At 38.8% G+C, this 25,254-nt stretch carries 21 protein-coding genes; 15 read left to right on the plus strand and 6 right to left on the minus strand.

Translation table 11 applies throughout. The annotated features are described in order from the left end of the window. The first annotated feature begins 161 nt into the window (after positions 1 to 161). The 6 genes from HGD76_RS24095 (at position 162) to HGD76_RS24120 (ending at position 7,567) form a co-directional block, all read left to right on the plus strand. Positions 162 to 1,529: a LamG-like jellyroll fold domain-containing protein gene (locus tag HGD76_RS24095; protein ID WP_233466980.1), complete on the plus strand. Its 1,368-nt coding sequence runs from the start codon at positions 162 to 164 to the stop codon at positions 1,527 to 1,529. Then, positions 1,526 to 1,873, plus strand: a complete 348-nt coding sequence (locus HGD76_RS24100) for a hypothetical protein (protein ID WP_407644820.1) — start codon at positions 1,526 to 1,528, stop codon at positions 1,871 to 1,873. The genes HGD76_RS24095 and HGD76_RS24100 overlap by 4 nt, the downstream gene beginning before the upstream one ends. 526 nt (positions 1,874 to 2,399) lie before the next feature. After that, positions 2,400 to 3,071 (plus strand): glutathione S-transferase family protein, encoded by a 672-nt coding sequence (locus tag HGD76_RS24105; RefSeq protein WP_168697262.1) that lies wholly within the window; start codon positions 2,400 to 2,402, stop codon positions 3,069 to 3,071. Between the two features lies 1 nt (position 3,072). Next, positions 3,073 to 4,035, plus strand: coding sequence for a formylglycine-generating enzyme family protein (locus HGD76_RS24110; protein WP_168697263.1), 963 nt, complete (start codon positions 3,073 to 3,075; stop codon positions 4,033 to 4,035). A 132-nt stretch (positions 4,036 to 4,167) separates the two neighbouring features. After that, on the plus strand, positions 4,168 to 6,507 hold the full coding sequence (locus tag HGD76_RS24115) for an arylsulfatase (protein WP_168697264.1): 2,340 nt from the start codon (positions 4,168 to 4,170) through the stop codon (positions 6,505 to 6,507). Positions 6,508 to 6,691: 184 nt separating this feature from the next. Continuing rightward, the gene (locus tag HGD76_RS24120; protein WP_168697265.1) at positions 6,692 to 7,567 is read left to right on the plus strand and encodes a bile acid:sodium symporter family protein; all 876 of its coding nucleotides are present in this window, start codon (positions 6,692 to 6,694) and stop codon (positions 7,565 to 7,567) included. A gap of 182 nt (positions 7,568 to 7,749) precedes the next feature. Here HGD76_RS24120 and argS read toward each other — a convergent pair whose 3' ends face one another. Continuing rightward, the gene (gene argS / locus HGD76_RS24125) at positions 7,750 to 9,507 is read right to left on the minus strand and encodes an arginine--tRNA ligase (RefSeq protein ID WP_168697266.1); all 1,758 of its coding nucleotides are present in this window, start codon (positions 9,505 to 9,507) and stop codon (positions 7,750 to 7,752) included. A 209-nt stretch (positions 9,508 to 9,716) separates the two neighbouring features. Here argS and HGD76_RS24130 point away from each other — a divergent pair, with 209 nt between their 5' ends. Further along, on the plus strand, positions 9,717 to 12,200 hold the full coding sequence (locus tag HGD76_RS24130) for an endonuclease MutS2 (RefSeq protein ID WP_168697267.1): 2,484 nt from the start codon (positions 9,717 to 9,719) through the stop codon (positions 12,198 to 12,200). Here the strand turns inward: HGD76_RS24130 and HGD76_RS26070 are convergent. Continuing rightward, a complete protein-coding gene (locus tag HGD76_RS26070; RefSeq protein WP_267904303.1) occupies positions 12,197 to 12,319 on the minus strand; it encodes a hypothetical protein in 123 nt (40 codons plus the stop codon). The two genes, HGD76_RS24130 and HGD76_RS26070, sit on opposite strands and share 4 nt — an antisense overlap. Before the next feature lie 51 nt (positions 12,320 to 12,370). Between HGD76_RS26070 and HGD76_RS24135 the strand changes: the two genes are divergently transcribed. Then, positions 12,371 to 12,973, plus strand: coding sequence for a DUF3038 domain-containing protein (locus HGD76_RS24135; protein WP_168697268.1), 603 nt, complete (start codon positions 12,371 to 12,373; stop codon positions 12,971 to 12,973). 71 nt (positions 12,974 to 13,044) lie between these two features. Next, complete coding sequence (locus HGD76_RS24140; protein ID WP_168697269.1) at positions 13,045 to 14,586, plus strand: DUF4335 domain-containing protein; 1,542 nt, start codon at positions 13,045 to 13,047, stop codon at positions 14,584 to 14,586. Positions 14,587 to 14,829: 243 nt separating this feature from the next. Here HGD76_RS24140 and HGD76_RS24145 read toward each other — a convergent pair whose 3' ends face one another. Further along, the gene (locus HGD76_RS24145; RefSeq protein ID WP_041457867.1) at positions 14,830 to 15,492 is read right to left on the minus strand and encodes a glycosyltransferase family 2 protein; all 663 of its coding nucleotides are present in this window, start codon (positions 15,490 to 15,492) and stop codon (positions 14,830 to 14,832) included. Between the two features lie 109 nt (positions 15,493 to 15,601). Here HGD76_RS24145 and HGD76_RS24150 point away from each other — a divergent pair, with 109 nt between their 5' ends. Then, positions 15,602 to 16,600 (plus strand): glycosyltransferase family 2 protein, encoded by a 999-nt coding sequence (locus HGD76_RS24150; protein WP_168697270.1) that lies wholly within the window; start codon positions 15,602 to 15,604, stop codon positions 16,598 to 16,600. A 91-nt stretch (positions 16,601 to 16,691) separates the two neighbouring features. On the opposite strand, the gene HGD76_RS24155 is transcribed toward HGD76_RS24150, so the two are convergent. Both HGD76_RS24155 and HGD76_RS24160 read right to left on the minus strand, forming a co-directional pair. Next, a complete protein-coding gene (locus HGD76_RS24155) occupies positions 16,692 to 17,609 on the minus strand; it encodes a S66 peptidase family protein (RefSeq protein WP_168697271.1) in 918 nt (305 codons plus the stop codon). 82 nt (positions 17,610 to 17,691) lie between these two features. Next, positions 17,692 to 18,690 carry a DMT family transporter gene (locus tag HGD76_RS24160; RefSeq protein ID WP_168697272.1) on the minus strand — a complete coding sequence of 333 codons (999 nt, stop codon included), beginning with the start codon at positions 18,688 to 18,690 and terminating at the stop codon, positions 17,692 to 17,694. A 178-nt stretch (positions 18,691 to 18,868) separates the two neighbouring features. Here HGD76_RS24160 and HGD76_RS24165 point away from each other — a divergent pair, with 178 nt between their 5' ends. After that, positions 18,869 to 19,348 (plus strand): molybdenum cofactor biosynthesis protein MoaE, encoded by a 480-nt coding sequence (locus HGD76_RS24165; protein ID WP_168204468.1) that lies wholly within the window; start codon positions 18,869 to 18,871, stop codon positions 19,346 to 19,348. A 431-nt stretch (positions 19,349 to 19,779) separates the two neighbouring features. Here the strand turns inward: HGD76_RS24165 and HGD76_RS24170 are convergent, their stop codons facing one another. Beyond that, positions 19,780 to 20,094 carry a YkvA family protein gene (locus HGD76_RS24170; protein ID WP_015079740.1) on the minus strand — a complete coding sequence of 105 codons (315 nt, stop codon included), beginning with the start codon at positions 20,092 to 20,094 and terminating at the stop codon, positions 19,780 to 19,782. A gap of 188 nt (positions 20,095 to 20,282) precedes the next feature. Here HGD76_RS24170 and HGD76_RS24175 point away from each other — a divergent pair, with 188 nt between their 5' ends. The 4 genes from HGD76_RS24175 to HGD76_RS24190 all read left to right on the plus strand — a co-directional run bounded on the left by HGD76_RS24175 (position 20,283) and on the right by HGD76_RS24190 (position 25,158). Next, on the plus strand, positions 20,283 to 21,125 hold the full coding sequence (locus HGD76_RS24175; RefSeq protein ID WP_168697273.1) for a MotA/TolQ/ExbB proton channel family protein: 843 nt from the start codon (positions 20,283 to 20,285) through the stop codon (positions 21,123 to 21,125). Continuing rightward, the gene (locus HGD76_RS24180) at positions 21,115 to 21,747 is read left to right on the plus strand and encodes an ExbD/TolR family protein (protein WP_168697274.1); all 633 of its coding nucleotides are present in this window, start codon (positions 21,115 to 21,117) and stop codon (positions 21,745 to 21,747) included. Before HGD76_RS24175 ends, HGD76_RS24180 begins: the two co-directional genes overlap by 11 nt. A gap of 113 nt (positions 21,748 to 21,860) precedes the next feature. Then, entirely contained in the window at positions 21,861 to 22,853 is a 993-nt protein-coding gene (locus tag HGD76_RS24185; protein ID WP_015079743.1) for a zinc-dependent alcohol dehydrogenase family protein, read from the plus strand. A gap of 16 nt (positions 22,854 to 22,869) precedes the next feature. Next, on the plus strand, positions 22,870 to 25,158 hold the full coding sequence (locus tag HGD76_RS24190) for a pentapeptide repeat-containing protein (protein WP_210967683.1): 2,289 nt from the start codon (positions 22,870 to 22,872) through the stop codon (positions 25,156 to 25,158). Positions 25,159 to 25,254 lie beyond the last annotated feature (96 nt).

A 25,254-nucleotide genomic window follows, 5' to 3' on the forward strand; every position in this document is an offset into this window, starting at 1 on the left:
ATGATCAGTCAGCATTTAGAAACTACGACACTTGTAGTGTGAGTATTGCAGCAACAGTCAATATATTTACCAACAAGCTATATTGCCTGATAGATAAAAATAAATTATGTATATAGTTCGTTGATTAATTACAAATTATATGATTTGGAGATGAAAATGTTGTGACAAATCAAGTAAATACCCAATCAGTTCTGACATTTGATGGTCAAGATGACTACATAAATTTTGGCAAAAATGATATTGGTGGTGTGTTTGCTCAGGGGAGTTCAGCCTTTACGATTTCCGGATGGGTGAATCCGCATCAACTCACCAATAAAGCAACTACATACGGGGCACACAATGTATTTTTTGCCCGTTCTTCAGACCGATGCAGTGATAATTTTGAATTTGGCATCAGTGAAGAAGGTAATTTAGATGTATACATTGATGAAAATATTGACAATGTTATTAAAACCTTTGGCAATGGAGAATTAACCATCGGACAATGGCACTTCTTTGCCATTGTTTTTAATGGCGGTCAACTGACTATATATCTTGATGACCATGAATATACTGGGTCTTTGACAGGTTCTTCTTTGAACAAAGCAACTAGTCCTATAACCATGGGGGCGACTTTACACAATAATGTATACTTTACAGGACAGTTGGCAAATATTAGCGTCTGGAATTATCCCTGCACTCAAGACCAAATCCAAACGCATCGCTCTAGTCCTCTAGTTGGAAATGAACCAGGATTAGTAGCCTACTGGAGATTAAACGAAGGAGAAGGAACAACTGTCCAAGACCAGAGTGGAAATACCCATAATGGAACCTTGTATGGTGATCCCAGTTGGAATTTAGCACAAGTTCTATTTGCGATCGCACAATCATCCAGCGAGGGACACAGACCAAGTAGTTCACCTGCAGAGATAGCCGAAATCGCCCAAACTACCGAATACCCAATCCCAGACAATATTCAACAACAGGAACAAGCGCAAACACCCTCTCAAGAGGAATCGAAACAAACTATGAATAATACAGCAAATCCCAAATATAAAATACTTGCTATTGATGGCGGTGGTATTCGGGGTATTATCCCCGCAATCATCTTGACTGAAATTGAAAAGCGGACACAAAAACAGATTTTTAGTTTGTTCGATTTAATTGCAGGTAGTTCCAGCGGAGGAATTCTCGCACTCGGACTAACTAAACCGCGATTAGATTTAGCAGGATCTGATAGCCCACCCGTCGCCCAATACAGTGCTGAAGAACTTCTGCAAATATATTTGGAATATGGGGCTGAGATATTTTACGAGCCATTCTGGGAACAATTACTCGGACAGCTAGAGGATATATTCGTTCAACCAAAATATTCTTCAGAGGGGAGAGAAGAAATTATCAAGCAATATTTTGGCGACAGCCCTTTAGAAAATAATCTCAAAGAAGTTTTCGTAACGAGCTACGATATCGAGCAGCGAATTCCCATATTCTTTACTAATAAGCTCGAAAAACAACAGACTAAATCGAAAAAGTTTCGCAAGTTAGCATAATTCTCGTGGTTTTAGCAGTTTCATCAGCAGGTAGTAATGCTGCTATTGTTGCTACCCTCACATCTGTGGGAAGACCGTTTGGTATCCTCGGAGGTATAGGTCTGCTTGGTCTGACAACAGTTGTAGGGGATACTGTAGCAGGCTATGGAATTGAAGCTATTCTCAAGGCTATATATACAGAACGTAGCAAAACCGAATCAGTCAGATTTCTGCTCAAAGAAATTAAAGATTTGCCCATTTCAGACGACCTAAAACTCAAACTGAAAAATCACCTCAGTCCCGAAGCCAATACTTCTGCTGAAGCACCAGCAGAACCAAGGGAAGTGGAAATTGTCGAGGAATAATTTCTGGATTTACCCATCTGTCACAGTCAGTAACTCAGCCCTAAAGGGACTGAACTTGCAAGAAAAGCAGAAACTTACACAAATATAGTTCTGTTTCCCTTTTTCACGACCATTTTTATTAATTCATATTGGGCGTGAGTCAAGTGGTAGGGTATGCTTTACTCATGTTACTCTCTTTTGTGCTGTGTTCTTTCTATTCACAACTTACACTGGGAGAGCTTTTTTACTCACTCACCGACTTTTCAAACACCCTCTTAAATTGTTGGGCATTTTGGCTCTACGTTTGGAGAAGAATGTTTGCTAAAAGACTTGTTTTTTAGTAAAAACTATGGAATACTCCTAATATAATACGCTAATCCGACCAATAAACCGTAGTTAATTTAAAGCCCTGGTAGTTTACCAGTCGAAAATGTAAATCGTAGGAGTGAAATTGCTTCACTTCTATCTTTGGCTGTCATTTAACTTGCAATTTTTGCAATTAACTAAAAATTCAAACAAATCCCAATCAAGGAAAGGAAAGTATTTTATGAGCAACATCCAACTTTATTTCGCTAAAGCCTCTACTTTCTCCCAAAGAACCCGTGTGGTGTTGCTGGAAAAAGGAATTGATTTTACACCCATTGAAATTGATTTACAGAATAAATCAGAAGCTTTTACCCAAGTTTCTCGTTACGGTAAAGTTCCAGCGATTAAGCACGGAGATATAGAACTATACGAGTCTACAATTATCAATGAATATTTAGAAGAAGTATTCCCAGAACCCGCTTTATTACCTCATGATCCTGCTAAAAAAGCAGTTGCTAGGATTTGGATTGACTATGCTAATACTCGTTTAGTCCCAGCCTTTGGTAAATTGCTGCGTGGTAAAGATACACAGGAACAGGAACAGGGACGAAGAGAGTTTTTAGAATCTCTTTTGTATATTGAAGAAGAAGGATTAGGTAAGCTGTCTGGTAATGCTCCTTACTGGTTAGGGGAAAATTTGAGTTTAGTGGATATTAGCTTCTATCCTTGGTTTGAAAGATTACCAGTTTTAGAAAAGTTCCGTAATTTTACACTGCCAACAGAAACACCCAAATTGCAGCAATGGTGGGAAAATTTGCGCCAACGTGAATCCATTCAACAAGTTGCTAATCCTACAGAATTCTATGTAGAGAGATTTGCTAAAATTCTCGGTTTAACAGTCCCAACGGCGTAAAATGCGGTTTCTAATATTACTGCTGATTCAGGTAGTTGCACTCATATCACTATTTACCAATTCACCAGCATTAGCAGATACCATTAATCCCTGTTCTCCAGGAATGATATTGATTTCTGGAGGTACATTCAAAATGGGAGCAGATGATTCTGGTTTTGAGGAAGAGCGAACAGGAGAAAACGTCACAGTTAGCTCCTTCTGCATTGATAAATATGAGGTGACAAACGCCCAATTTGCAGAGTTTGTCAAAGCCACAAACTATGTAACAGTTGCAGAACGCCCTTTATCAAAAGAACAGTTTCCCGACTTACCCGACGAGCAGAGATTACCAGGTTCACTGGTATTTCAAATGCCAAAACAAGGCATTAAACAAGTTCAAATTCTCAGTTGGTGGCATTGGACTCCTGGTGCTAATTGGCAGCATCCCTTTGGCAGTGATAGCAGCATTACAGAGAAAGAAAATTATCCAGTTGTACATATTGCCTACGAAGATGCTCTAGCCTACGCCCAATGGGTAGAAAAATTACTACCAACAGAAGCACAGTGGGAATACGCCGCTCGTGGTGGATTGGATAGGGCAACTTATACCTGGGGAAATCAGTATTCAGCTAAAAAAGCCAATACTTGGCAGGGAATCTTTCCCTTTTTCAACACCAAAGCCGACGGTTATGTAGGAACTGCAAAAGTAGGCTCTTTTCCAGCCAATGGTTATGGACTTTACGACATGACCGGTAACGTTTGGGAATGGACTTCCGACTTGTTCAACGATAGATACCCGACTTCTCAAAGAAGTCGTGTATCTGTTAACCCCACAGAAACTGCCCTGCACGTTATTAAAGGAGGCTCTTATCTATGTGCGCCAAACTATTGTAGCCGCTACCGTCCAGCCGCACGAGAATCAGAATCTCCTGATACCGGAACAACCCATATCGGATTTCGCTTGGTAAAGAACTTACAAGACTAACGCAAAATATCTCTCGAACCCTCTTATCTCCGTGTCCTCTGTGCCTCTGTGGTTCGTTAAAAGATTAAGTTTCGCGCAAAGACGCGAAGGAGCAAAGGCGCAAAGTTTTTAATTTTTATACAAGGTTATTGTATGTCAAGTTCAATTCTACGGGTGCTGTCTCTATCTTTCCTCATCACATGGTTGATGGTAACAAGCCCCGCATTAGCAGATACGGGCAAAGTATTACCGATTAATCCACCATCTTTCCAAGGTAAAATCGGTTTAACTTACAAAGAATCAACACCGGATTTTCCCGCACCAATTAAAGCCCCGGAAAAAGCCCCCAATGTACTATTAGTATTATTGGATGATGTGGGTTTTGGGCAAGCGAGTACCTTTGGTGGTGCTATAGAAACTCCGAATTTGACTCATTTAGCGGAAAAGGGATTACGTTACAACCAATTTCACACTACAGCCCTTTGTTCACCTACCAGAGCAGCTTTATTAACTGGACGCAATCATCATTCCGTGGGTACAGGTGTAGTTGCAGAGTTAGCATCTGGTTTTCCCGGTTACACAACTATCTTACCTAAGAGTGCTGCCACCGTAGCGGAAGTATTGCGGCAAAACGGCTATAATACCGCAGCTTTTGGTAAATGGCACAATACCCCAGATTATGAAACCAGTGCGGTTGGACCCTTTGACCGCTGGCCAACAGGGTTGGGATTTGAGTATTTTTACGGTTTCTTGGGTGGTGATACTAACCAATGGAGTCCGGCTTTAGTCGAAAATACCAAGCGAATTGCACCACCAACTAATAACCCTGATTACCATTTGACTCCAGATTTAGTAGATCATGCCATTAGCTGGATTCATTCTCAACAGTCTATAGCCCCCGATAAGCCTTTCTTTACCTATTTGGCTACCGGTGCTACCCATGCACCTCATCACGCTCCTAAAGTCTGGATAGACAAGTATCAAGGCAAGTTTAATCAAGGCTGGGATAAATTACGAGAAGAAACCTTTGCCCGACAAAAACAATTGGGTGTAATTCCTGCTAATGCCCAACTTACTCCCCGTCCGAAAGAATTACCAGCGTGGGATTCCTTATCTCCAGATGATCAAAAAATCTATGCCCATGAAATGGAAGTATTTGCGGGATTTTTAGCATATACAGACCATGAAGTAGGAAGATTAATTAATGCCATTGACCAAATCGGGGAATTAGATAATACCCTAGTTTTCTACATCGTTGGTGATAACGGTGCTAGTGCTGAAGGTGGTTTAGCAGGTAGCGTCAATGAATTAAAAGTCTTCAATAAAGTACCCGAAAGTCGAGAACAACTGTTAGCTTCTTTAAATGACTTAGGTAGTCCCAAAACCTTTAATCATTATCATGCAGCTTGGGCTTGGGCTGGTACTACTCCCTTCCAATGGACAAAACAAATAGCCTCTCACTTTGGTGGAACTCGTAACCCCTTAATTATTGCATGGGGCGATCGCATTAAAGATCAAGGCGGACTTCGTAGCCAATTCCATCATGTTATTGATATTACGCCAACTATTTTTGAAGCTGCGGGAATTACTGCACCTACAAAAGTTAATGGAGTGAAACAACAGAAGATTGAAGGTACTAGCCTAGTTTACACATTTAATGATCCTGAAGCTGCTTCTGAGCGTAAAACTCAGTATTTTGAAATGTTCGGAAACCGGGCTATTTATAATAATGGATGGATAGCTGCGGCGCGTCATCCTCGATTACCTTGGCAGGGTACAATTAATGCTGACTTCGAGAAAGATCCTTGGGAACTATACAACATTGAGGAAGATTTCAGCGAAGCGAATAACTTAGCATCTGAGAATCCAGAAAAACTGGAAAAACTACAAAATTTATTTTTATCAGAAGCGCGTAAACACAAAGTTTTACCATTAGATGATCGCCTTTCTGAACGTTTTGATGTCCAAAGTCGTCCTTCCCCAGCCGCAGGGCGCACAACTTTTACTTACTATTCTAGTGGAGTCAGGATTCCCGAAGGTAGCGCCCCAAGTCTGAAAAATAGATCTTTTAGCATTACGGCTGATGTGGAAATTCCCGAAAGTGGTGCTGAAGGTGTTCTCTTAACTCAAGGAGGACGTTTTGCTGGTTGGGGTTTTTTCCTAGAAGATAGTAAACCAACCTACGTTTATAACTTTGCTAATTCCGAACGCTATATTATTCAATCTCCTGAAAAATTAGCATCAGGTAAATCAACAATCAAATTTAATTTTGATTATGACGGTGGTGAAGTTGGTGCTGGTGGAAATGGGAAGTTATTCATTAATGATCAACAGGTGGCTGAGGGTCGAATTGAAAAAACTTTACCCTACCGTTTGGCTTTAAATGAAACTTTTGATGTGGGTCGAGATACAGGTACTCCGATTGTGGAAACTTATCAAGTACCGTTTGCGTTCACAGGTAATTTACAGAAAGTTACTTTGAATTTGAAGTAATTGTTTTCTCTCGCAGAGGCGCAGAGAGCAACACAGAGTATATTTTAAAAATCATACTCAATTATTTTCTTCTCTCTGTGTCCTCTGTGCCTCTGTGGTTCGTTTTAACAAAGATTTTGAGGCTTAACAGAATCATATTGAATATTCTCTTCTTCTTTGCCTGTTGGCGCGAAATAAGAAATTTATGAATGAAATTATCCCCATTCTTGACAAAATTGCATTTCTGGCTTTTGTTGTTGCCACTATGTTTGGTACAGGTTTAAAGTTAACTGTTCAACAGATTTGGCAACCTCTTCGTAATATTCGTTTGGTTGTTTTGTCGCTATTAACAAATTTTGTTTTAGTGCCACTTTTTGTATATTTGCTGCTGCAAGTAATACCTGTTAATGAACCTGTGAAAGATGGTTTGATCATTATGGCATTAGCATCTGGTCCGCCAGCTTTACCTAAACTTGCCCAAATAGTTAAGGGGGATTTAGCTTTTGCTACAGGGTTGATGATGATGTTAATGTTCGGCACTGTTTTTTATATGCCAATTGTATTACCATTAGTTTTGCAAGGTGTAGAAGTCAATTCTTGGGATATTGCTAAACCTTTAATATTAATGATGCTAACACCATTAGGAATTGGGTTATTAATTAAGGCAACATATCAGGATATCGCTTTAAATCTCCAAACAATTACTTTCAAAATATCTAATTTTGGATTGCTTTTAGGTTTAGGAGTGAGATTGATAGTACACTTTAATGAAATTCTTGTTTTATTGAAAACTGGAGTGATCTTTATTTGTGCTATTTTTATTATCTTCTCTTTTACTGTAGGTTATTTATTGGGTGGTCCTGGTATTGATACTCAAAGAGTTTTAGGAGTAGGAACTGCACAACGTAATTTTGCCGCAGCATTGTTAATAGGTACGAGCAATTTTGATAATCCGAATGTGATCAGTGTGATTATGGTGACGAGTTTATTAATGATGGTATCTGTTCTGATTTTGGGTAAAAAATTACCAGAATTAGATCAAGGACTGGGTGTAGATTTAGAAAAGGTAGAGGTTTCGTGATGACATAATTGCTGGTTATGGAGTTGGTTTTTTTGGCTGATGATATGTATGACGATGCTTACAGCACATTTCGCTCTAATGAGGTACTTATGTAGCGGGCAAGATGCCCGCACTACAAGAGTTTCATGATTCAAGTGGGTTTTGTCTGTGTAGCCGAGATTTATAATCGTCAGGACTTAATATTACATCCTTTCTAAAACCTTAATTCCTAACAAAGATAATCCCAACTTGAGAGTTTTTGCAGTTAAATCACATAACATTAACCGCGAAGTTCTAGCAGGTTCTTCAGATTTGAGAACAGGACAATTTTCATAGAACTTATTAAACTTATCGCTGAGTTGATACAAATAATCACACAAACGATTTGGTAATAAATCCTGTTCTACTTCCTTAATTACTTCATCAAGTTGCAGCAGATGTTTAGCTAAAGTTAATTCTGCATCTTCTTTCAGCAAGATTTGGCGATTTATTCCTAAGTTGGTAAAATCAATATTCCCTTGACGACTAATTCCTTGAATTCTCACATAAGCATAGAGAAGATAAGGGGCTGTATTGCCTTTGAGAGATAACATTTTGTCATAACTAAAGACATAACTACTGGTGCGATTTTGGCTTAAATCTGCATATTTAACCGCACTAATCCCCACAACTTCCGCAACATTTTGCATAAATTCTTCTGTTTCTGTGCGTTCATCTTCTTGTAATCTATTTTCTATGTCTGCACGAGCGCGGTTAATGGCTTCATCTAACAAATCTCGTAACCGCACAGTATCACCAGAACGAGTTTTGAATTTTTTGCCATCTTCACCTAACACTAACCCAAAAGGAACATGAACTAATTCCACATCTTCAGGAATCCAATTTGCTTTTCTTGCTACTTGGAAAAATTGGGCAAAGTGGTTAGATTGTCCTTCGTCTGTCACATAAACAATCCGCTTGGCTTCATCTTCTTGAATGCGATAACCTAAAGCTGCTAAATCTGTGGTTGCATAGTTATAACCACCGTCAGTTTTTTGCACAATTAAAGGTAAAGGATTACCTTCTCTATTTGTAAAACCATCTAAGAAAACACATTTTGCCCCTTGACTTGATTCTAATAATCCCGTTGTTGCTAGATTTTCTACGACTTTTGGTAATAATGGATTATAAAAAGATTCACCTCTTTCTATTAATTCAACATTGAGTAAATCATAAATAATTTGAAATTCTTGTCGAGATTGTTCACATAACAATTTCCAAGCATGAAACGTATCTTCCGCACCAGCTTGTAATCTCACAACTTCTTGACGGGAAGTTTCTTGAAAAACTGGATCTTCATCAAATCGCTGTTTGGCTTTGCGGTAAAAATTAACTAAATCTCCAATATCTAAAGCGTTGGCTGTGGTAAGTGCGTCTGGATAAACTTCCCGCAAATAGGTAATTAACATCCCAAATTGTGTACCCCAATCACCAACATGATTTAAGCGCAAGACATCATGACCACAAAATTCTAAAATTCGGGCAATGGAATCACCAATAATAGTCGAACGTAAATGGCCGACGTGCATTTCTTTGGCAATATTCGGACTAGAAAAATCAACAATTTGCTTTTGTGGATTTGTTGCTGTGGGTATTCCCAATCTAGAATCTAATTGAATGGCGTTAAGTTGTGCTTCTAAATAAGATGTTTGTAATTTGAGGTTAATAAAACCAGGACCTGCGATTTCTGGAGGTTCACAAATATCAGATACATCTAGTTTACTGACAATTTCCCCAGCGATAATTCTCGGTTGCTTTCCTAACTTTTTACTTAAAGATAAAGCCACATTAGCCTGATAATCACCAAATTTAGGATTACTGGCAGAAACCAAAATTGGATCTGTATTGGTATAATCTGTACCAAAAGCAGCTACTAAAGCCTGTGTTAATTTTAGTTTTAGTTGTTCTTGTGTAGCGTTCATTATGTAAATTCTATCTGTGTCAAAGGTGCTGTAATGCTTGATTTTAACTTGAAAATATAATCAATCAAAGAAAATTATCTAGGATAGATGGCAGCATTCAGCCAACGTCACCGTTTTTGTGACAACAAAACCTAAAAATTTTATCCTTGAAGATTTAGTCTGATGGCGGCTAAAATTGTTACGATAACTTCAGATTAGTTGTTGAAACCTTGATTCAATCTGAAACCTTAGAATTACTAGAGTGGCCTCGCTTGTGCCAGCACCTTTCCACCTTTGCGGCAACTAAGCTAGGGGCAATAGTTGCGCGTGACTTGCCGATTCCTGAAACCCAGGTAGAAAGTGAACAGTTATTAGCGCAAACCAAAGAAGTTTACGAACTGGAAAGTCGTTTACATCCAGGATTATCCTTTGAAGGAATCCAAGATATCGGTGATTCCCTAGAACGGGCAATACTTCAAAGTATTTTACCTGGAGAGGAACTATTAGCGATCGCTACCACCCTGGCAGGGACAAGAAATTTACGCCGTGTCATTGATAATCAAGAAAATGTCCCAGTTTTAAACGATTTAGTTTCCCAATTACGGACGTACCCAGAATTAGAACAGGAAATCCACCGTTGTATTGATGAACGGGGAGAAGTAACTGATCGCGCTAGTCAGAAAATGGGGGAAATTCGGGTAGAATTGCGGAAAATCCGCAGCCAAATTACTCAAAAACTCCAAAATATTATCCAAGCAAAATCGGGAGCAATTCAAGAACAGTTAATTACCCAAAGAAGCGATCGCTTTGTCATCCCCGTCAAAGCCCCCCAAAAGGACGCAATTCCCGGCATTGTTCATGACACCTCCACCAGTGGCGCAACCCTGTATATAGAGCCTAGCAGTGTCGTTCCCTTGGGTAATCAACTGCGGCAAATCTTCAGAAAAGAGCAAACCGAAGCCGAAGCCATTCGTCGGACTTTGACGGAGAAAGTAGCCGCAGTTACCCCAGATTTAGAAAGGTTATTAGCCATTGTCACCACCTTAGATCTAGCAGTTGCGAAAGCTCGTTATAGTCTGTGGATAGGTTCTAACCCCCCGCGCTTTATCAATCGCCAAGACAATGAAATTATCACCTTGCGAAATCTGCGCCACCCGTTATTAGTATGGCAACAGCAGCACGAACAAGGAAATCCCGTCATTCCGGTAGATTTGCTGATCAGTCCCCAAATTCGGGTAGTCACCATCACCGGACCAAATACAGGTGGAAAAACGGTAACTTTAAAAACCTTGGGATTAGCGGCTATCATGGCGAAAGTGGGTTTATTTGTTCCTGCCCGTGAACCCGTAGAAATGCCGTGGTTTTCGCAAGTTTTAGCAGATATTGGCGATGAACAATCTTTACAACAGAGTTTATCCACGTTTTCAGGACATATTCGCCGCATTAGTCGAATATTAGAAGCATTGGCGGAGAAAGGAGTCAGGAGTCAGGAGTCAGGAGTCAGGAGAAAGAAAGAAGAAGAGGAAGAAGTCAGGAGAAAGGAAGAGGAAGAGGAAGAAAAAGAAAAAATAAAACTACCAGTCCCCAGTCCCCAGTCCCTCGTATTACTGGATGAAGTTGGTGCAGGCACAGATCCGGTTGAGGGTAGTGCATTAGCGATCGCTTTACTTAAATATCTCGCCAATCATACCCAGCTAACAATGGCTAGTACCCACTTTGGCGAACTCAAAGCCTTAAAATATGAAAATCCTCAGTTTGAAAATGCTTCCGTAGAATTTAACGAAACCACCCTTTCACCCACTTATCGGCTATTGTGGGGGATTCCTGGACGTTCCAACGCCTTGAGTATTGCCTTGCGTTTAGGGTTAAAACCAGAAGTAGTAGCAGCAGCTAAAACTCAGGTTGGAGAAGCCACAGACGAGGTAAATCAAGTCATTGCAGGTTTAGAAGCCCAACGTCGCCACCAAGAAACCAAAGCCGCAGAAGCCCAAAAATTATTACGTCAAGCCGAACGATTATATAAAGAAGTTTCTGACAAAGCCGCTGCTTTAGAAGCCAGAGAAAAAGATTTACGGGCTTCCCAAGAAATTGCCGTTCAACAAGCAATTACCCAAGCCAAAGGCGAAATTGCCCAAGTTATCCGCCGCTTGCAAAAAGGCACACCTAACGCCCAAGATGCCCAACAAGCTACCGCATCCCTAAGTCAAATTGCTCAAAAATATGAGCCAGCCCCGCCACCTAAACCTAAAGCTGGGTTTATGCCCAAAGTCGGCGATCGCGTGCGAATTCCCAAATTAGGGCAAACCGCCGAAGTCTTAACAATTCCTGATGCTGACGGCAATTTCGCCATCCGTTTTGGCATCATGAAAATGACAGTCCAACTCCAAGATATAGAATCATTAGATGGACAAAAACCCGAACCCATAGTTAAAGCAAAACCAGCCCCAGCCGTAGTTACACCACCACCAGCCCCAGCCATTCGCACCTCTCAAAATACTGTAGATTTGCGCGGAAAACGCGTAGCTGATGGCGAATATATCTTAGACAAAGCCATTTCTGAAGCCGCTGGACCCCTATGGATTATTCATGGACACGGTACTGGCAAACTAAAGCAAGGAGTTCACGCTTTCTTACAACAACATCCCAGAATTACCCATTACGAACCAGCAGCACAAGCCGATGGTGGTAGTGGTGTCACTATTGCTCATATCTAAAGGGAACAGGGAACAGGCAAAATTATTACAACTAACAACTGTACGGGCGAAGCATTTGGAGAACTATTTTTGGCAATGACCGATAATTTATCTTCCCAATGCTTCGCCCCTACTAACAAATCTCGTTTCCAAATAGGTAACAACACCAGCGTCTTTCAGCCTAATCATCTATGCTAAAAGTTATGCACTCAACCGCTAATTCCACTATACCAAAATCAGCTTGGGAGGATTTAAGTCAACTCCCAGCCTCGAATACAATTCAATGGGAAAATATCAAAACTCAGTTAGATTTAGTGCTATTAGCCCTAGAGACCTTAACTGGCATTGGTTCAGAGGCAATGCTATCAGCCGCAGTTAGTCTGGATTTAGAATCAAAAGTACCAGATCGGGTAGCCCTGTGGCGATTGCGGCAATCGAATCCCCTTCGCAAAAGTCAAGGAGGACGAAAAAAATTAGATGTAGAAGAAGCGCGATCGCTAGTTTTAATTATCTGTTATCTCGCCAAGCAGCACCAGGAATTAATTCGCCGGGCTGTCGGTTTATTAGAGCAGATGACAGCAAATAAGCAACAACCTCACCAAACTGCGTTATTGGGAGATTATATAGATAGTTTTTGTAATACTTACCAAGAACGCATGGAAGAGGAAGAAGCCACTCCTGGGGATATACTTACCCACCTAGCCCTAAAACTGTTAATAAATTTACTCTTTTATAGTGCCGCCGGTGGACACCGTCGTTTGTGGTTAGCACTCATAGACCTTTCCACAAAATAATTTGTGATTTGCGATTTTCACTCCCAATCTAAAATCCAAAGTTCCCTATTTTTTTCGTTGAAATTGTTGTTATGTCTCTATCAAATCCTGTCATTCGTCGCTATACCCCCCCCACTTGCACACTAGAAATCTGGGCGGAAAACTCCCCTTTGTCCCGGTGGACAGACAAAACTATTATTAATGATCCTAGTTTTCGTCTGCAATTTGATGATCCACAACTACCAGAAGCACAGAAAATTATCATCCAGGGTGATCACCAGCAGCTAGAAGTTTTATGTAATATTGTTACTACTTACGTTCAAAAGCTGCTGCAACAATCTGCCGAAGATTTTAGTATCACTTTAGCAGGTAATGATTATCCCCATACAGGATCAGAAGCAGCTCCAGAATCGCCCGATATTCCCCCGTCTGCCTTTCCTACCCAAAATTTACGATCCTTTAACACTCAAATTCCCCAAACGAAAGTTTATTTAGAATCTAGTAGTAATTTAACTCACAAACTCTTTTTTGGTGATCTTGCTAACCAGACATCTGGACAGGTAATTAAACTGAGTTTACTACAACTATTTGATTTAGCAACAGCTTTAGATGAATACACATCTGATATGATTGTTTTACCAACTACTAGTAGTCAAACTGTCAGGCAGAATCTACCTAAGTGGGCCCCTATAGCCGCAGTTTTGGTATTAGCAGCCGGTTTAACACCATTTACCTGGCAATATGCCAACAATATTCAGAAAAATCGGCAGAGAATAGCTAAAAATAGTTCTGAGTCCGTCAAACCAGTGGACATAGAACCTTCTGTACAAGACACTACAGCAACGCCGCCACTTCCTTTAATCACGCCTCAACCCCAACTGATACCACCACTTACTAACTTTAGTACGCCCTTACCGCCGCTTTCCGTTCCTAATACAACTATCCCTGGGACACCAACCACAACATCTCAGCCGGCATTAACCAAACCATCCAATACTTCTTCCTATCCTATTCCTCGACAAATTCTTGATAGCCCGAAAGTAGCAAAAGCCATACCAAATTCTTCAAGTATTCTGGCTAAAAAAGGCATGAATACCCCTAAATCTCAGAATTTGCCATCTAATATTTCCCCACCATCTCAGTCTGTTGCCACTATCCCCAACAATAGTTTTAGTAATCTTCCTAACATAATTCCCACTCCTTTTGCTCCGGAATTACCGCAGGATACTGTAGGTATCGCTACGCCAGATCAGCGATCTCCAGAGGAAAATAAAGAGAATTTAATTAGGAAATTAAGAACTGCAACTAAAACTACGTCAGGTACACAAGTTACTAATAATAAGACTTTATTTGATACACCTCAAGTAGCAGAAGCGAGAGAATACCTCAACAAACGTTGGCAACCACCAACTGGACTCTCTCAAGCCTTAGAATATAGTTTAACATTGGGTATTGATGGTACAATTGAAAAGATTTTGCCCTTAAATAAAGTTGCCAGAGAATACATTGATAGTAGTGGCATTCCCCAAATTGGGAAACCTTTTGTTTCTACTAATAAATCTGGGCAAAACTTGAGAATACGAGTTATTCTCAATCCTGATAGTAAAGTGCAAACATTTCCAGAAACACCATAGGAATTAAAAATTACAAAAAAAGGGAACAGGGAAGAGATAAGAAACTAAAGTTTCACCAGTTTAAAGCTCAGTTAAAAAAAGATGTTTTTAAAAGATGCGTAGCCCGAAAAAAACAGTGTCATTATTTCAATCTTATGTTTTTAAACATGAGTTTTTTCCATTCCCTGTTGCCCGTTCCCTGTTCCCTCTGAACTAATAATTTTGCTTCGATTGCTCTTTGCTAAATTATAAAATCTAAATAGGTTAATTAGAAGAGGACATTTTATCTAGGAAAATCTTGGTGGTACTATCTTCTACTCTCGTATAAATATAAGTTTCCGGCTCTTTGATTTTGTGAGTTTTGAAGATTTTTTCGGCACGCTCCCATAAATCTGCATCCTCGCCATAGGGAATATTATTAAATCCCTTTAATTCAAAAAACATCGGTCTTTTTCCAAAAAATGTAGCACCGACAACGCATTCTCTAATATTAATTGTTTGATCAGGTTGAAAATAATCAGGAACAGAAAATTCCTCCTCAATTTCACATCCACCTTCAATCAAATCAATCTCTGGATTAGCTTGCATAAATTCCAGCCGCGACTCTAGATGATGGGGTTTATAGGTATCGTCACTGTCAATAAACGTGATATAGTTACCAAAGGATGCTTGAATACCCGCATTTCTGGCGTAAGCGGCTTTCCGATTTTGATGTTTAAGATAACGGATATTATTAAATTTTTGTAAGTAACTATTGACAATTTCAAAAGTATGATCTTGGCTACCATCATCCACTACAATTAATTCAAAATCCTGAAAAGTTTGTTGAAGGACGCTATTTATGCAGTCGTTTAAGTATTTTGCTCGATTGTAGGTACATAAAATAATCGAGATTGTCGGCTTAGGGTCAAAATTTATACTAGGCATTTTTTTGAGGTTGAACAAAAGTTCCCTGAAATTAGGTATAACTCGCATATTATACGTTATTTATGGATTACTATAAAAATCACCCATTTGTTCAAAATCATTAAATATTATGAATCAAAATCAGCTTATTCAACAAGAGTTAAATCCTCAAATTACAGTTGTCATGCCAGTGTATAATGGCGAGAAATATCTTGATACAGCAATAAAAAGTATTTTAAATCAAACGTTTACGAATTTTGAATTTGTCATTGTAGATGATGCTTCAACAGATAGCAGCGTAAGAATCATTAATTCCTATAAAGACAAACGCATCAAATTAATTCAAAACAATGTTAATTTGGGGATACCCACAACTAGAAATAAATGTTTGCAAGAATCATCAGGTGAATACATTGCTGTTTTAGATTGTGATGATTATGCTTATCCATCAAGATTAGCAGAACAATTTGAGTTTATGGAAAATAACCCAGATTTTGGTATGGTTGGATCTTGGGTTGAATTAATGGATGATCATGATAATTTGACGGGTGAAGTATGGAATGAGGAAGAACCCGATCAAAAAATTCCTTGTAGGCTGTTATTCCATAACTATTTTGCTCATTCAGCGGTTTTGATGAGAAGAAGTGCAATCAACGCAGTTGAGATAAATGGAGAGGTTTATAGAAAAGATTATCCAAATGCTCAAGACTATGATCTATGGGTAAGAATATCAAAAAAATTCAAAGTTTGGAATCTTCCCAAAGTTTTAATTAAATATCGTGTACATTCTCATTGTATAAGTCTAAAAGCCGCAAATTTAGTTGAAAAATTGACCTGTAAAATAGTTACTGATCAAATCAATGATTTAGGTATTCAACCCACGGATAAAGAATTAGCATTACATAGACAAATAGGATCTTATAATCCCCAGGAAATTGATACATCTATAGAGTACATGAAAGAAGTAGCAAATTGGTTGACAATACTCAGAAATGCTAATAATAAAACAGGTTTATACAATCATCATGATTTTAATCAAGTTCTAGCAGATTTACAGTTATTTATATTTTGTCATTGTCTTAAACAACAAGAAATGGAACTACACAGATTAGAATTGATTACCTCATAGCAATACCTTGTCCAAATTGGAAAAAGCCTTGATTTGTAGGTTGGGTTAAGCGATAGCGCAACCCAACACCCCATCACAAAAAGGCCTATGTCTATGGGGAAAAATGCAATATTCCTTGTTCAGCATCTAATATTGCTTTTACCCCCACAGGTAAAGCAGCATTGGGGCTATCATGACCAAAGGGGAGATTGGAAACTATGGGAATACCCAAATCACCCAAACAATCGCGCAAAACTTCCTCTATAGTAAAACTAGGTATGTGAGGTGGGGCTTCACACTTGGTAAACCCTCCCAAAGCAATACCACGAACTTTAGATAAAGCCCCGCTCAAACGCCACTGTGTCAACATCCTATCAATGCGATAAGGTGTTTCTGTCACATCTTCCCAGGCTAATATTACACCATCGAGGTCGGGTAAAATCGGTGTTCCTAAAAGATGGGTTGCTACTGTGAGATTACCAGGAAGCAAGATTCCCGTCACTGTACCACCACCCCAACCACAACCTTTTAAAGGTGCGAGGGGACGACCTTCTACTATGTCCAATAACCGCTTGATTGACCATTCTGACTCATTGGCTAGGGTAGTCATGACGGGACCATGTACACTGGCAATCCCGGCGTTATAGAGACTCCAAAGCATGGCTGTAATGTCAGAAAACCCGATTAACCATTTAGGGGTAATGGTATTTTCTTGCCAAGTCCAATCTTCTAAAATCCGGCTACTACCAAAACCACCTCTCGCGCAGAGAATACCCTGGCATTCTGAATCTTGCCATGCTGTGGCTAATTGCTGACGACGGTGGGCATCTGTACCAGCTAGATAACCATGTCTATTATCTATGTTATCGCTGATTTTGATGCGGTAGCCGTGCGACTTCCAAATTTCCACACCTTGATTAAAAGCCTCAACTTCTCGTAATGCACCACTGGGGGCAATGACGCGCAGTAAATCACCGGGTTTGAGGGGTGGGGGTAGGAGGGTAGATTTGAGATTTTGAATGTTAGACATCGAGAGAATTACTGGCGGTTGTTAAATTTAAATTAGATAAAGAATCCACGGTAAAAGCCATACTGTAAGAGACTCTTAACTCTTAACTCCTGACTCCTGACTCCTGACTCCTGACTTCTGTGATAGTAGGTTTCTGATTTCCGCCGATATTTTCCCGTTGGTTAATTAAATAAATACTGATTAAGGTCAGAAAAACCCCAAACCATTGAATAGTAGTCAGGACTTCATTGAGAAAAATATAACCAAATATTAAAGCAAAAACGGGTGTGAGAAAAGTCAGAGAACTTAAACTGGTGAGATTACCACTAGAGGCAAAGTAGAAAAATAATCCGTAAGCGATCGCACTGCCAAATACAGTAGCATAACTTAATGCCAACCAATCTAATAGGACAAGATTTTCCCACTGTTGAGATTCTAATACTGAAGAAATTCCCCACAAAGGCAAGCCACCGATAATCATGTGCCATCCTGTAGCTGTTACTGGATCTACATATCGGCACACAAAGCGAATCATCACTGTTCCCACAGCCATTGATAAAGCAGCGAGTAACATTAATAACTCACCGCGATTAAATAACTCTTGCCAGTTATCTATGGAAATGGTGATTCCTGAGTCAAAAAGATGAAAAATCCACTCTTGGGGTAAACCAATCAGACTAATTCCTGTAATTCCCAAACCTAACCCCAACCATCCCCATAATCCAATATGTTCTTGAAATAACCACAGGGAAAGTAAAGCGACTGCTAGGGGTTGGGAGTCTATCATTACCGAACCTAAACCAGCATTGGTTCTGACTAAACCTTCGGCTAAAAAGCCTTGAAATAATGTACCATCAACCAAAGCAAATATAATAATCCACAACCATCCTAACCAACTTTGAGGTTGAGGTTTACCCATAAATGCAGCCACCATGAGAATTAACACCCCCGCAGGTATTAATCTGACTCCAGCCATAAATAGGGGTGTGGTGTGAGGAATTACGCCTTTCATTGCCACCATTGCTGTACCCCAAAGGAAAAAAGGAGCAATTAATAGTAGATACGCGAGGGGATTTTTAGATCCACTGAGTTGCACTTGCATGAGATGATTGTGGTTTTTATGAATAGATGAAAAAATTAGTTTAACTGATTTTACGGTTTTTGAAGTCTTGGTGAGTGGAAATAAGATTCTAATAATTATTAACCGCAGATGAACGCAGATGAACGCAGATAAAGATGGATGAATTAAGGGATTTTAGGATGCTGTTAGGAGAATGTAAATGATCACAACTAAACCCAGGGTTGAAGATAGTTTTGGGATGACATTAGCACCATTGTCTGTGGAAGAAATCTACAGTCAGGCAGATAATCCTGCTAATGGTGCGGTGGTAGTAATGAGTGGTATGGTTCGTAATCAAACTGATGGTAAGTCTGTGGTAGCTTTGGAATATCAAGCTTATGAACCAATGGCTTTGCAGGTATTTTATCAAATTGCTGATGATATTCGTGATCAATGGCCTGATGTGAGTCGGGTGGTGATATATCATCGCATTGGTAGATTGTCTGTGGGGGAAATTAGTGTGGTTGTGGCTATCGGTTGTCCTCATCGTGGTGAGGCTTTTGCCGCTTGTGAGTATGCTATTAATACATTAAAACACAATGCGCCGATTTGGAAAAAGGAACACTATAGCTTGCTGGGTGAAGATGGTTCTCCAATAGCAGAGTCTAGTTGGGTATCTATTAAAGATTGTAAACACTGAGAGGATGTTTGAAAAGTTTTTAATGTATAAATTGACCCCTCTCCAAACCTCTCCCCGACGCGGGGAGAGGCTCTGAAAACCCCATTCCCTGGTAGGGAAGGGGGGCAGGGGGGTTAGGTTTTTGGAGATTATGGGTTTCATCTGATACTTTTCAAACAACCTCTAAGAAACCAAGAAAAATACATTGGTTATTGATTTTAATATAGGTTGGTTTGTTCGCGTCAACGTTGCGAAGCAATGGAACTAAACCCCATATTAACCGTAAGATACCAATAAATGGTGTTGGGTTTCCTTGGGTCAACCCAACCTACTTACTAGGTGAACACAATAAAACCAAACTGTGTAAAGAAATGTAAAATCGCTGAAAACTTCTTTACTCTTGCCTCTTGCCTAGTGCTATGACGACAATTTTCAACGCCAACCTACTAATACTACTTAACGGGGATAGAATCAACATCCACAGTTTCGCCAGCCGCAGGGGCATGATTAGCCGGATTGCTGGTACTATTTTCTACAGTTCCTTTTTTGGCCTTCCAACCATCAAGAACTAAGGAAGAAACTTCGGAAACGAATAAACTTAACAATAAAACATCATCAATTTGGCCAATAATAGGAATAAAATCTGGAGAAATATCTAAAGGACTAATTAAATAGGCTACCGTGCCGATAATTATCCACCAACGGTATTTAGGATTGCGTAGAGTGTTCCGATACCATGTGTACAGGGATTGAATTGAGAAGTTCATGTTCTTAACCTCCAGTGATTTTTTTATTTTGGCAAATAATCCTCTAAACTCCCGGTGGGAATAACCGTCATATTGTGTATAGAAGATGTTACTCCTGAGTAATTAGTTAGAAAAGTTTGTGAGTAATGCAAAACTCTCTAAAATGAAAATGCTTTGACTACTAGGAATGGAGAGAGGAAACCCACACAGTGGATATTTTAGATTTATTCAAGAAAGGCGGGCCCTCCATGTGGCCTTTGCTAGTTTTATCAGTCCTATCAGTAAGTGTGATTTTTGAACGGCTGTGGTTCTGGTTACGGATTCTTGCTCAGGAAAAAGAAATAGTCAATCGGGTTCTGGATGCTGCTGGTGAGGATTGGGGCATCGCTGAAGCAATAGCTGAACAAGCCAAAAATCAGCCCATTGGCAGATTTTTATACGCACCTTTAAGCTTACAAAAAAGTGATCCAGAAACCTTTAGATTAGCCCTAGAATCCACCGCAGCGGACGAAATAGCCGGAATGCGCCGGGGTGAAAAACTTTTAGAAGCGGTGATTGCCCTTTCGCCACTGTTAGGATTATTGGGTACAGTTCTGGGTTTGATTCGTTCTTTAGGTGCAATTCGCATTGGTGATTTGGGAACTGAATCTACAGCCGGTGTCACCACGGGGATTGGGGAATCATTAATTAGTACAGCAGCGGGATTAATAGTAGCGATCGCCAGTTTAGTATTTTACCGCCTATTTCAGAGTTTTGTTGTTAACCAAGTTAAAATTTTCAACAAAGCTGGTAATGAAATGGAACTGCTTTACCGTCAATATCCTCCCGAACCTAAAACAATTAACACAGAAAGATTCTCAAAACGCACCTCTAAAAATTTCGATTCATCTTCTCAGTTAGAATCAAAAACATTTATCCAAGAACCGGAAAATGAGCCAGATGATCCAATTGATAATTACAGTTTAAATCTTGGAAATTCGGTAATTGAACCAGATCACACAGTTGATCATTCCAATTTGAAATCTGGAGAAAAACAAGAAGATGAAAGTTAAGCTAGATACTCCCAGTGAAGACCTTCAGATTCAAATTATCCCCTTAATTGATGTTGTTTTTTGTATTCTGACATTCTTTCTCTTAGCAGCTTTACAATTTACTCGTCAACAAGCAATTAATGTTGACTTACCCAAAGCTAGTACAGGCGAAAATTCTGCGGCTAATTCCCAAATTAAAAGCAAAATATTACCTGTAACAATTGATGCTATTGGATTGACTTACATCGAAAAAGAACCTGTGAAACAGGAAGAATTAGAAGCACGTTTAAAACAATATATCCAAGCCAATCCAGATGGAATTTTAGTATTGAATGCGTCGCGGACAGCTACTTATAACGACGTGATTCAAACATTAGACGTGCTGAGAAAAGTAGGAGGGAATCGTGTATCTTTGGGAATTATTCCCGGTTCATCTCAACCAGTGACAAATTCACCCAATTTTCCCACTCCTCCCATAAATAATAATCCCACCATTCCAGGAATTAACTCACCTGACAATTTGAGGTCTTTACCACCGGTTAACCCAAATCCCCTTCCCACAGCCGGGAACGGAATTAATCCCGGTACTTTACCTCAAGCGCCTGTAACACCAGAAACAAATAATGCTTCTCCTCAAAATTAAACCCATTTTGTGAGAAATTTTGGATATTTCTTCCCCATATTTTCCTCAATAATTAGGAATTTATGGGGATATTTTTAGGTAAATTTAAATAAGTGCATTTAGGAGAAAAAACCATGAAAGCGATATTAATGACAGCAGCGGGTAAACCGGAAGTTTTAGAATTACAAGAAGTTCCCCAACCCATACCCACAAATAAAGAAATTTTAGTGAGAATTTTAGCGGCTGGTGTTAATCCCATTGACACAAAATTACGTCAACGGGGGACATTTTACCCTGAACAAATGCCAGCTATCTTAGGATGTGATGGTGCAGGTATAGTGGAAGCTGTGGGTAATGATGTCCAAAAATTTGGCGTTGGTGACGAAGTATATTTTTGTTATGGTGGTTTGGGTGCAAAATCTGGAAATTATGCAGAATATACCATTGTTGATGAAAGATTTGTAGCCTTTAAACCCAAATCGGTTTCTTTCACCGCAGCAGCAGCAGCACCTCTGGTTTTAATCACTGCTTGGGAAGCTTTATATGAACGGGGAAGACTTGAACCAGGAGAAAAGGTATTAGTTCATGCTGGTGCAGGTGGTGTTGGTCATGTGGCTATTCAATTGGCTAAACTCAAAGGTACAGAGGTAGCGACTACGGTTAGTTCTCTAGAAAAGGCTAATTTTGTCACTCAACTTGGTGCGGATAAAATCATTTTTTACAAAGAAACTGATTTTGTCGCATCTGTATTAGAGTGGACTAATGGTGAAGGTGTAGATTTAGTTTTTGATACTGTTGGTGGTGATACTTTTGAAAAATCTTTTCCCGCAGTGCGACTTTATGGGGATATTGTGACTATTCTTGAACCGAAAGCTAACACTGTTTGGAAAGTTGCTAGAAATAGAAATCTCCGCATTGGTTTAGAATTAATGTTAACACCGATGTTGTTAGGAAATGTGGAAGCGTTAATACATCATGGAGATATTTTACAAGAATGTGCTAATTGGATAGATGAAGGGAAGTTAAAAATTGAAGTTAGTCAGACGTTCCCTTTAGCGTCAGCAGCAAAAGCACACGCTTTAGTGGAAACTGGTTCTGTGCTGGGTAAGGTTGTTTTATTAAATTAATCATTAAGTAGGGAATTTGTTGAGATTGTTTTGTCACTTTAGTTATTTACAAAGATGGGATTTTTCTCAACTTTGGCAAATAAAAAACACCGTTAAAAAAATAAACTTATTATCTGCGAAATTAGGAAAAATCATCATATCTAATTCCGCAGTAATATTGTTTATTTGTATATTTGCTATATTTTTATTTCCTATTCCTACTTTTGCAGTCCCAAATGAACCCATAACTTTAACTTGGGAATTATTACAAGAACGAGTTAAAACACCAATTTTGCGAGATGGTAATTTAACTGTAGATTTAAGGAAAATGGTAATTGATTTACGTCCAGAAAATGGTATTTTCCGGGATGATTTTTACCAATTACTCAGAAAAGAATTACAAAAAACTGGTGCGACGGCTTTAGGTTTAGATTTGAGTAATTCTGTAATTGAAGGTGATTTTTATGGGAGTGATTTGGGTTTAAGAACTCCTGTTTATGCTCAAGGTATAGCCCAAATTTTCACACCTATGGAACGGGAACAGTTAGAAAGTTTACGTTCTGTATGTTTGCAATCTTTAACAAGGGCTTTTCCTAATTCTAAAGATTGTAAATCTTTGTTGAATAATCAGTCAAATAATTCTAGTAGTATTTCTGTGTTTCGTGGGGCTTTAATCATGGTAGAAAGTCGTTTTAATGGTGAGGTAAAATTTCCGAATACGTTCTTTCTGCAATCTGTAAATGTTCAAGGGGCAAATTTTTTAAAACCTGCTAATTGGGAGGAATCAAGATTTAGTAGAACTGTGAGTCTTAATGGGGCTATTTTTCACGCCCTTAGTAGTTTTCAAGGTAGCATTTTCTTTGACAAAGCTAATTTTCAAAATATCAAATTTCTAGATGCTGCTAATTTCCAAGGTGATGTATTTTGTGATGATGCAAAATTTAATCAAGGAAAATTTCAACAAATAGTTAGGTTTAATAGTAGTTATTGGCAAAAAAATGCTGATTTTTCTAGTGTGATTTTTAATAATCAAGTAAACTTTAATAGAGCTAATTTTCATCAATTTCTATTCATGAAAGATGCTATTTTTAAACAAGGACTAATTTTTCGAGAATCTGAGTTTAATCAATCTGTGGATTTGCAAAGTGCAAGTATTCTTAATCAAGCTGATTTTAGTGATGTTAACTTTGCAGAAACAGCATTTTTAAATGTTTCTGATTTGGTGTTTAATTCTAATCAAGCGAAAATTTTAGGTAATGTTGGAGAAATTGGCAAAAAGTTGATTGTCCCCACTTTACGCGGTAATCAAAATATTTTGCGGAATTTAAGTCAAAATTTCCGGTTACAACAGCAGGTTAGTGATGCAAATCAGTTAGAATATACAAAACAACGGTTAAGGTTAATTGAATTAAGTCATCAGTTGATAGCTATTAATATTAATACTGCTGCTGTGAATAGGTTGATAAATTTAGGTTTTTCCGCAACCCAAGCGGCTGAAATTCATCAATATCGTCAAATCAAACATTTTCGGAATATTAGCGAGTTACTAGTTTTAGCAGATGTGGATTTAGAAATATATAATCAGTTAAGTGATAGAATTATTGCCACTGAACCTCTGGTTTTTAGTGGGTGGGTAGTTAGATCTTTAAGTTGGTTGTTATTGAGTTTATTATTGTTGTTAAGTGGTTATGGGACAAACTTTTGGTTAGTATTTGGTGTGGGTGGTGTAGTTATTTCCTGTTTTGGTGTATTATTTTGGTTAGTTGATCGCTATCGTCGTTTGTCTCCTGTAGCAATTGTTCCTAGATATTATGAAACTGTTTGCATATTATTGAGTTTTATTTGTTTAATATCTGGTAGTTTATTAGCAATTTTTCGGAATTCTGGGAATCCTTGGTTAACTCTACTGTGTTTATTTTTCATTATTTTTCCCTTACCTGGAATTTTATTATGGCGACTTTATCAACAAGGACGTTATCATGATTTAATGGATATTTCCTATTTTCGAGAAGATGGAACATTAAGACAATTGAGATTATTAATTGGGAGATTACCAGTTATTCCTAGAAATCCTAGTTTCCGGGAAAGATATATGCCACTATTATGGGATAAACGTTGGAATTGGCTGAATTATTATGATTTTAGTTTGAATAATTTGGTGAGATTAGGATTTAATGATATCCGTTTACGTGATGAACATTTACCAGGAATTATCTCTACTCTGGCTTGGTATCAATGGAGTTTAGGATTACTTTATATTATTCTCGCTGGTTGGACTCTCTCGCGGACAATTCCCGGCTTGAATTTATTGATTTATCTCAAATAGATTGAAAATTTTTCAACTTTTAGAAAAACAAGAACTTTATTTTTTACCGAATATTCTTGTACAATATACAGACGGTAAAATTACTTATTAGTCCCA

Source organism: Dolichospermum flos-aquae CCAP 1403/13F, from assembly GCF_012516395.1.
Classification (GTDB): domain Bacteria; phylum Cyanobacteriota; class Cyanobacteriia; order Cyanobacteriales; family Nostocaceae; genus Dolichospermum; species Dolichospermum lemmermannii.

Coding starts and splice junctions, on each gene's coding strand:
- HGD76_RS24105 (WP_168697262.1), top strand. CDS start 2,400: ATGAGCAACATCCAACTTTATTTCGCTAAAGCCTCTACTTTCTCCCAA.
- HGD76_RS24110 (WP_168697263.1), top strand. CDS start 3,073: ATGCGGTTTCTAATATTACTGCTGATTCAGGTAGTTGCACTCATATCA.
- HGD76_RS24115 (WP_168697264.1), top strand. CDS start 4,168: ATGTCAAGTTCAATTCTACGGGTGCTGTCTCTATCTTTCCTCATCACA.
- HGD76_RS24120 (WP_168697265.1), top strand. CDS start 6,692: ATGAATGAAATTATCCCCATTCTTGACAAAATTGCATTTCTGGCTTTT.
- argS (WP_168697266.1), bottom strand. CDS start 9,507: ATGAACGCTACACAAGAACAACTAAAACTAAAATTAACACAGGCTTTA.
- HGD76_RS24135 (WP_168697268.1), top strand. CDS start 12,371: ATGCTAAAAGTTATGCACTCAACCGCTAATTCCACTATACCAAAATCA.
- HGD76_RS24140 (WP_168697269.1), top strand. CDS start 13,045: ATGTCTCTATCAAATCCTGTCATTCGTCGCTATACCCCCCCCACTTGC.
- HGD76_RS24145 (WP_041457867.1), bottom strand. CDS start 15,492: ATGCCTAGTATAAATTTTGACCCTAAGCCGACAATCTCGATTATTTTA.
- HGD76_RS24150 (WP_168697270.1), top strand. CDS start 15,602: ATGAATCAAAATCAGCTTATTCAACAAGAGTTAAATCCTCAAATTACA.
- HGD76_RS24155 (WP_168697271.1), bottom strand. CDS start 17,609: ATGTCTAACATTCAAAATCTCAAATCTACCCTCCTACCCCCACCCCTC.
- HGD76_RS24160 (WP_168697272.1), bottom strand. CDS start 18,690: ATGCAAGTGCAACTCAGTGGATCTAAAAATCCCCTCGCGTATCTACTA.
- HGD76_RS24165 (WP_168204468.1), top strand. CDS start 18,869: ATGATCACAACTAAACCCAGGGTTGAAGATAGTTTTGGGATGACATTA.
- HGD76_RS24170 (WP_015079740.1), bottom strand. CDS start 20,094: ATGAACTTCTCAATTCAATCCCTGTACACATGGTATCGGAACACTCTA.
- HGD76_RS24180 (WP_168697274.1), top strand. CDS start 21,115: ATGAAAGTTAAGCTAGATACTCCCAGTGAAGACCTTCAGATTCAAATT.
- HGD76_RS24185 (WP_015079743.1), top strand. CDS start 21,861: ATGAAAGCGATATTAATGACAGCAGCGGGTAAACCGGAAGTTTTAGAA.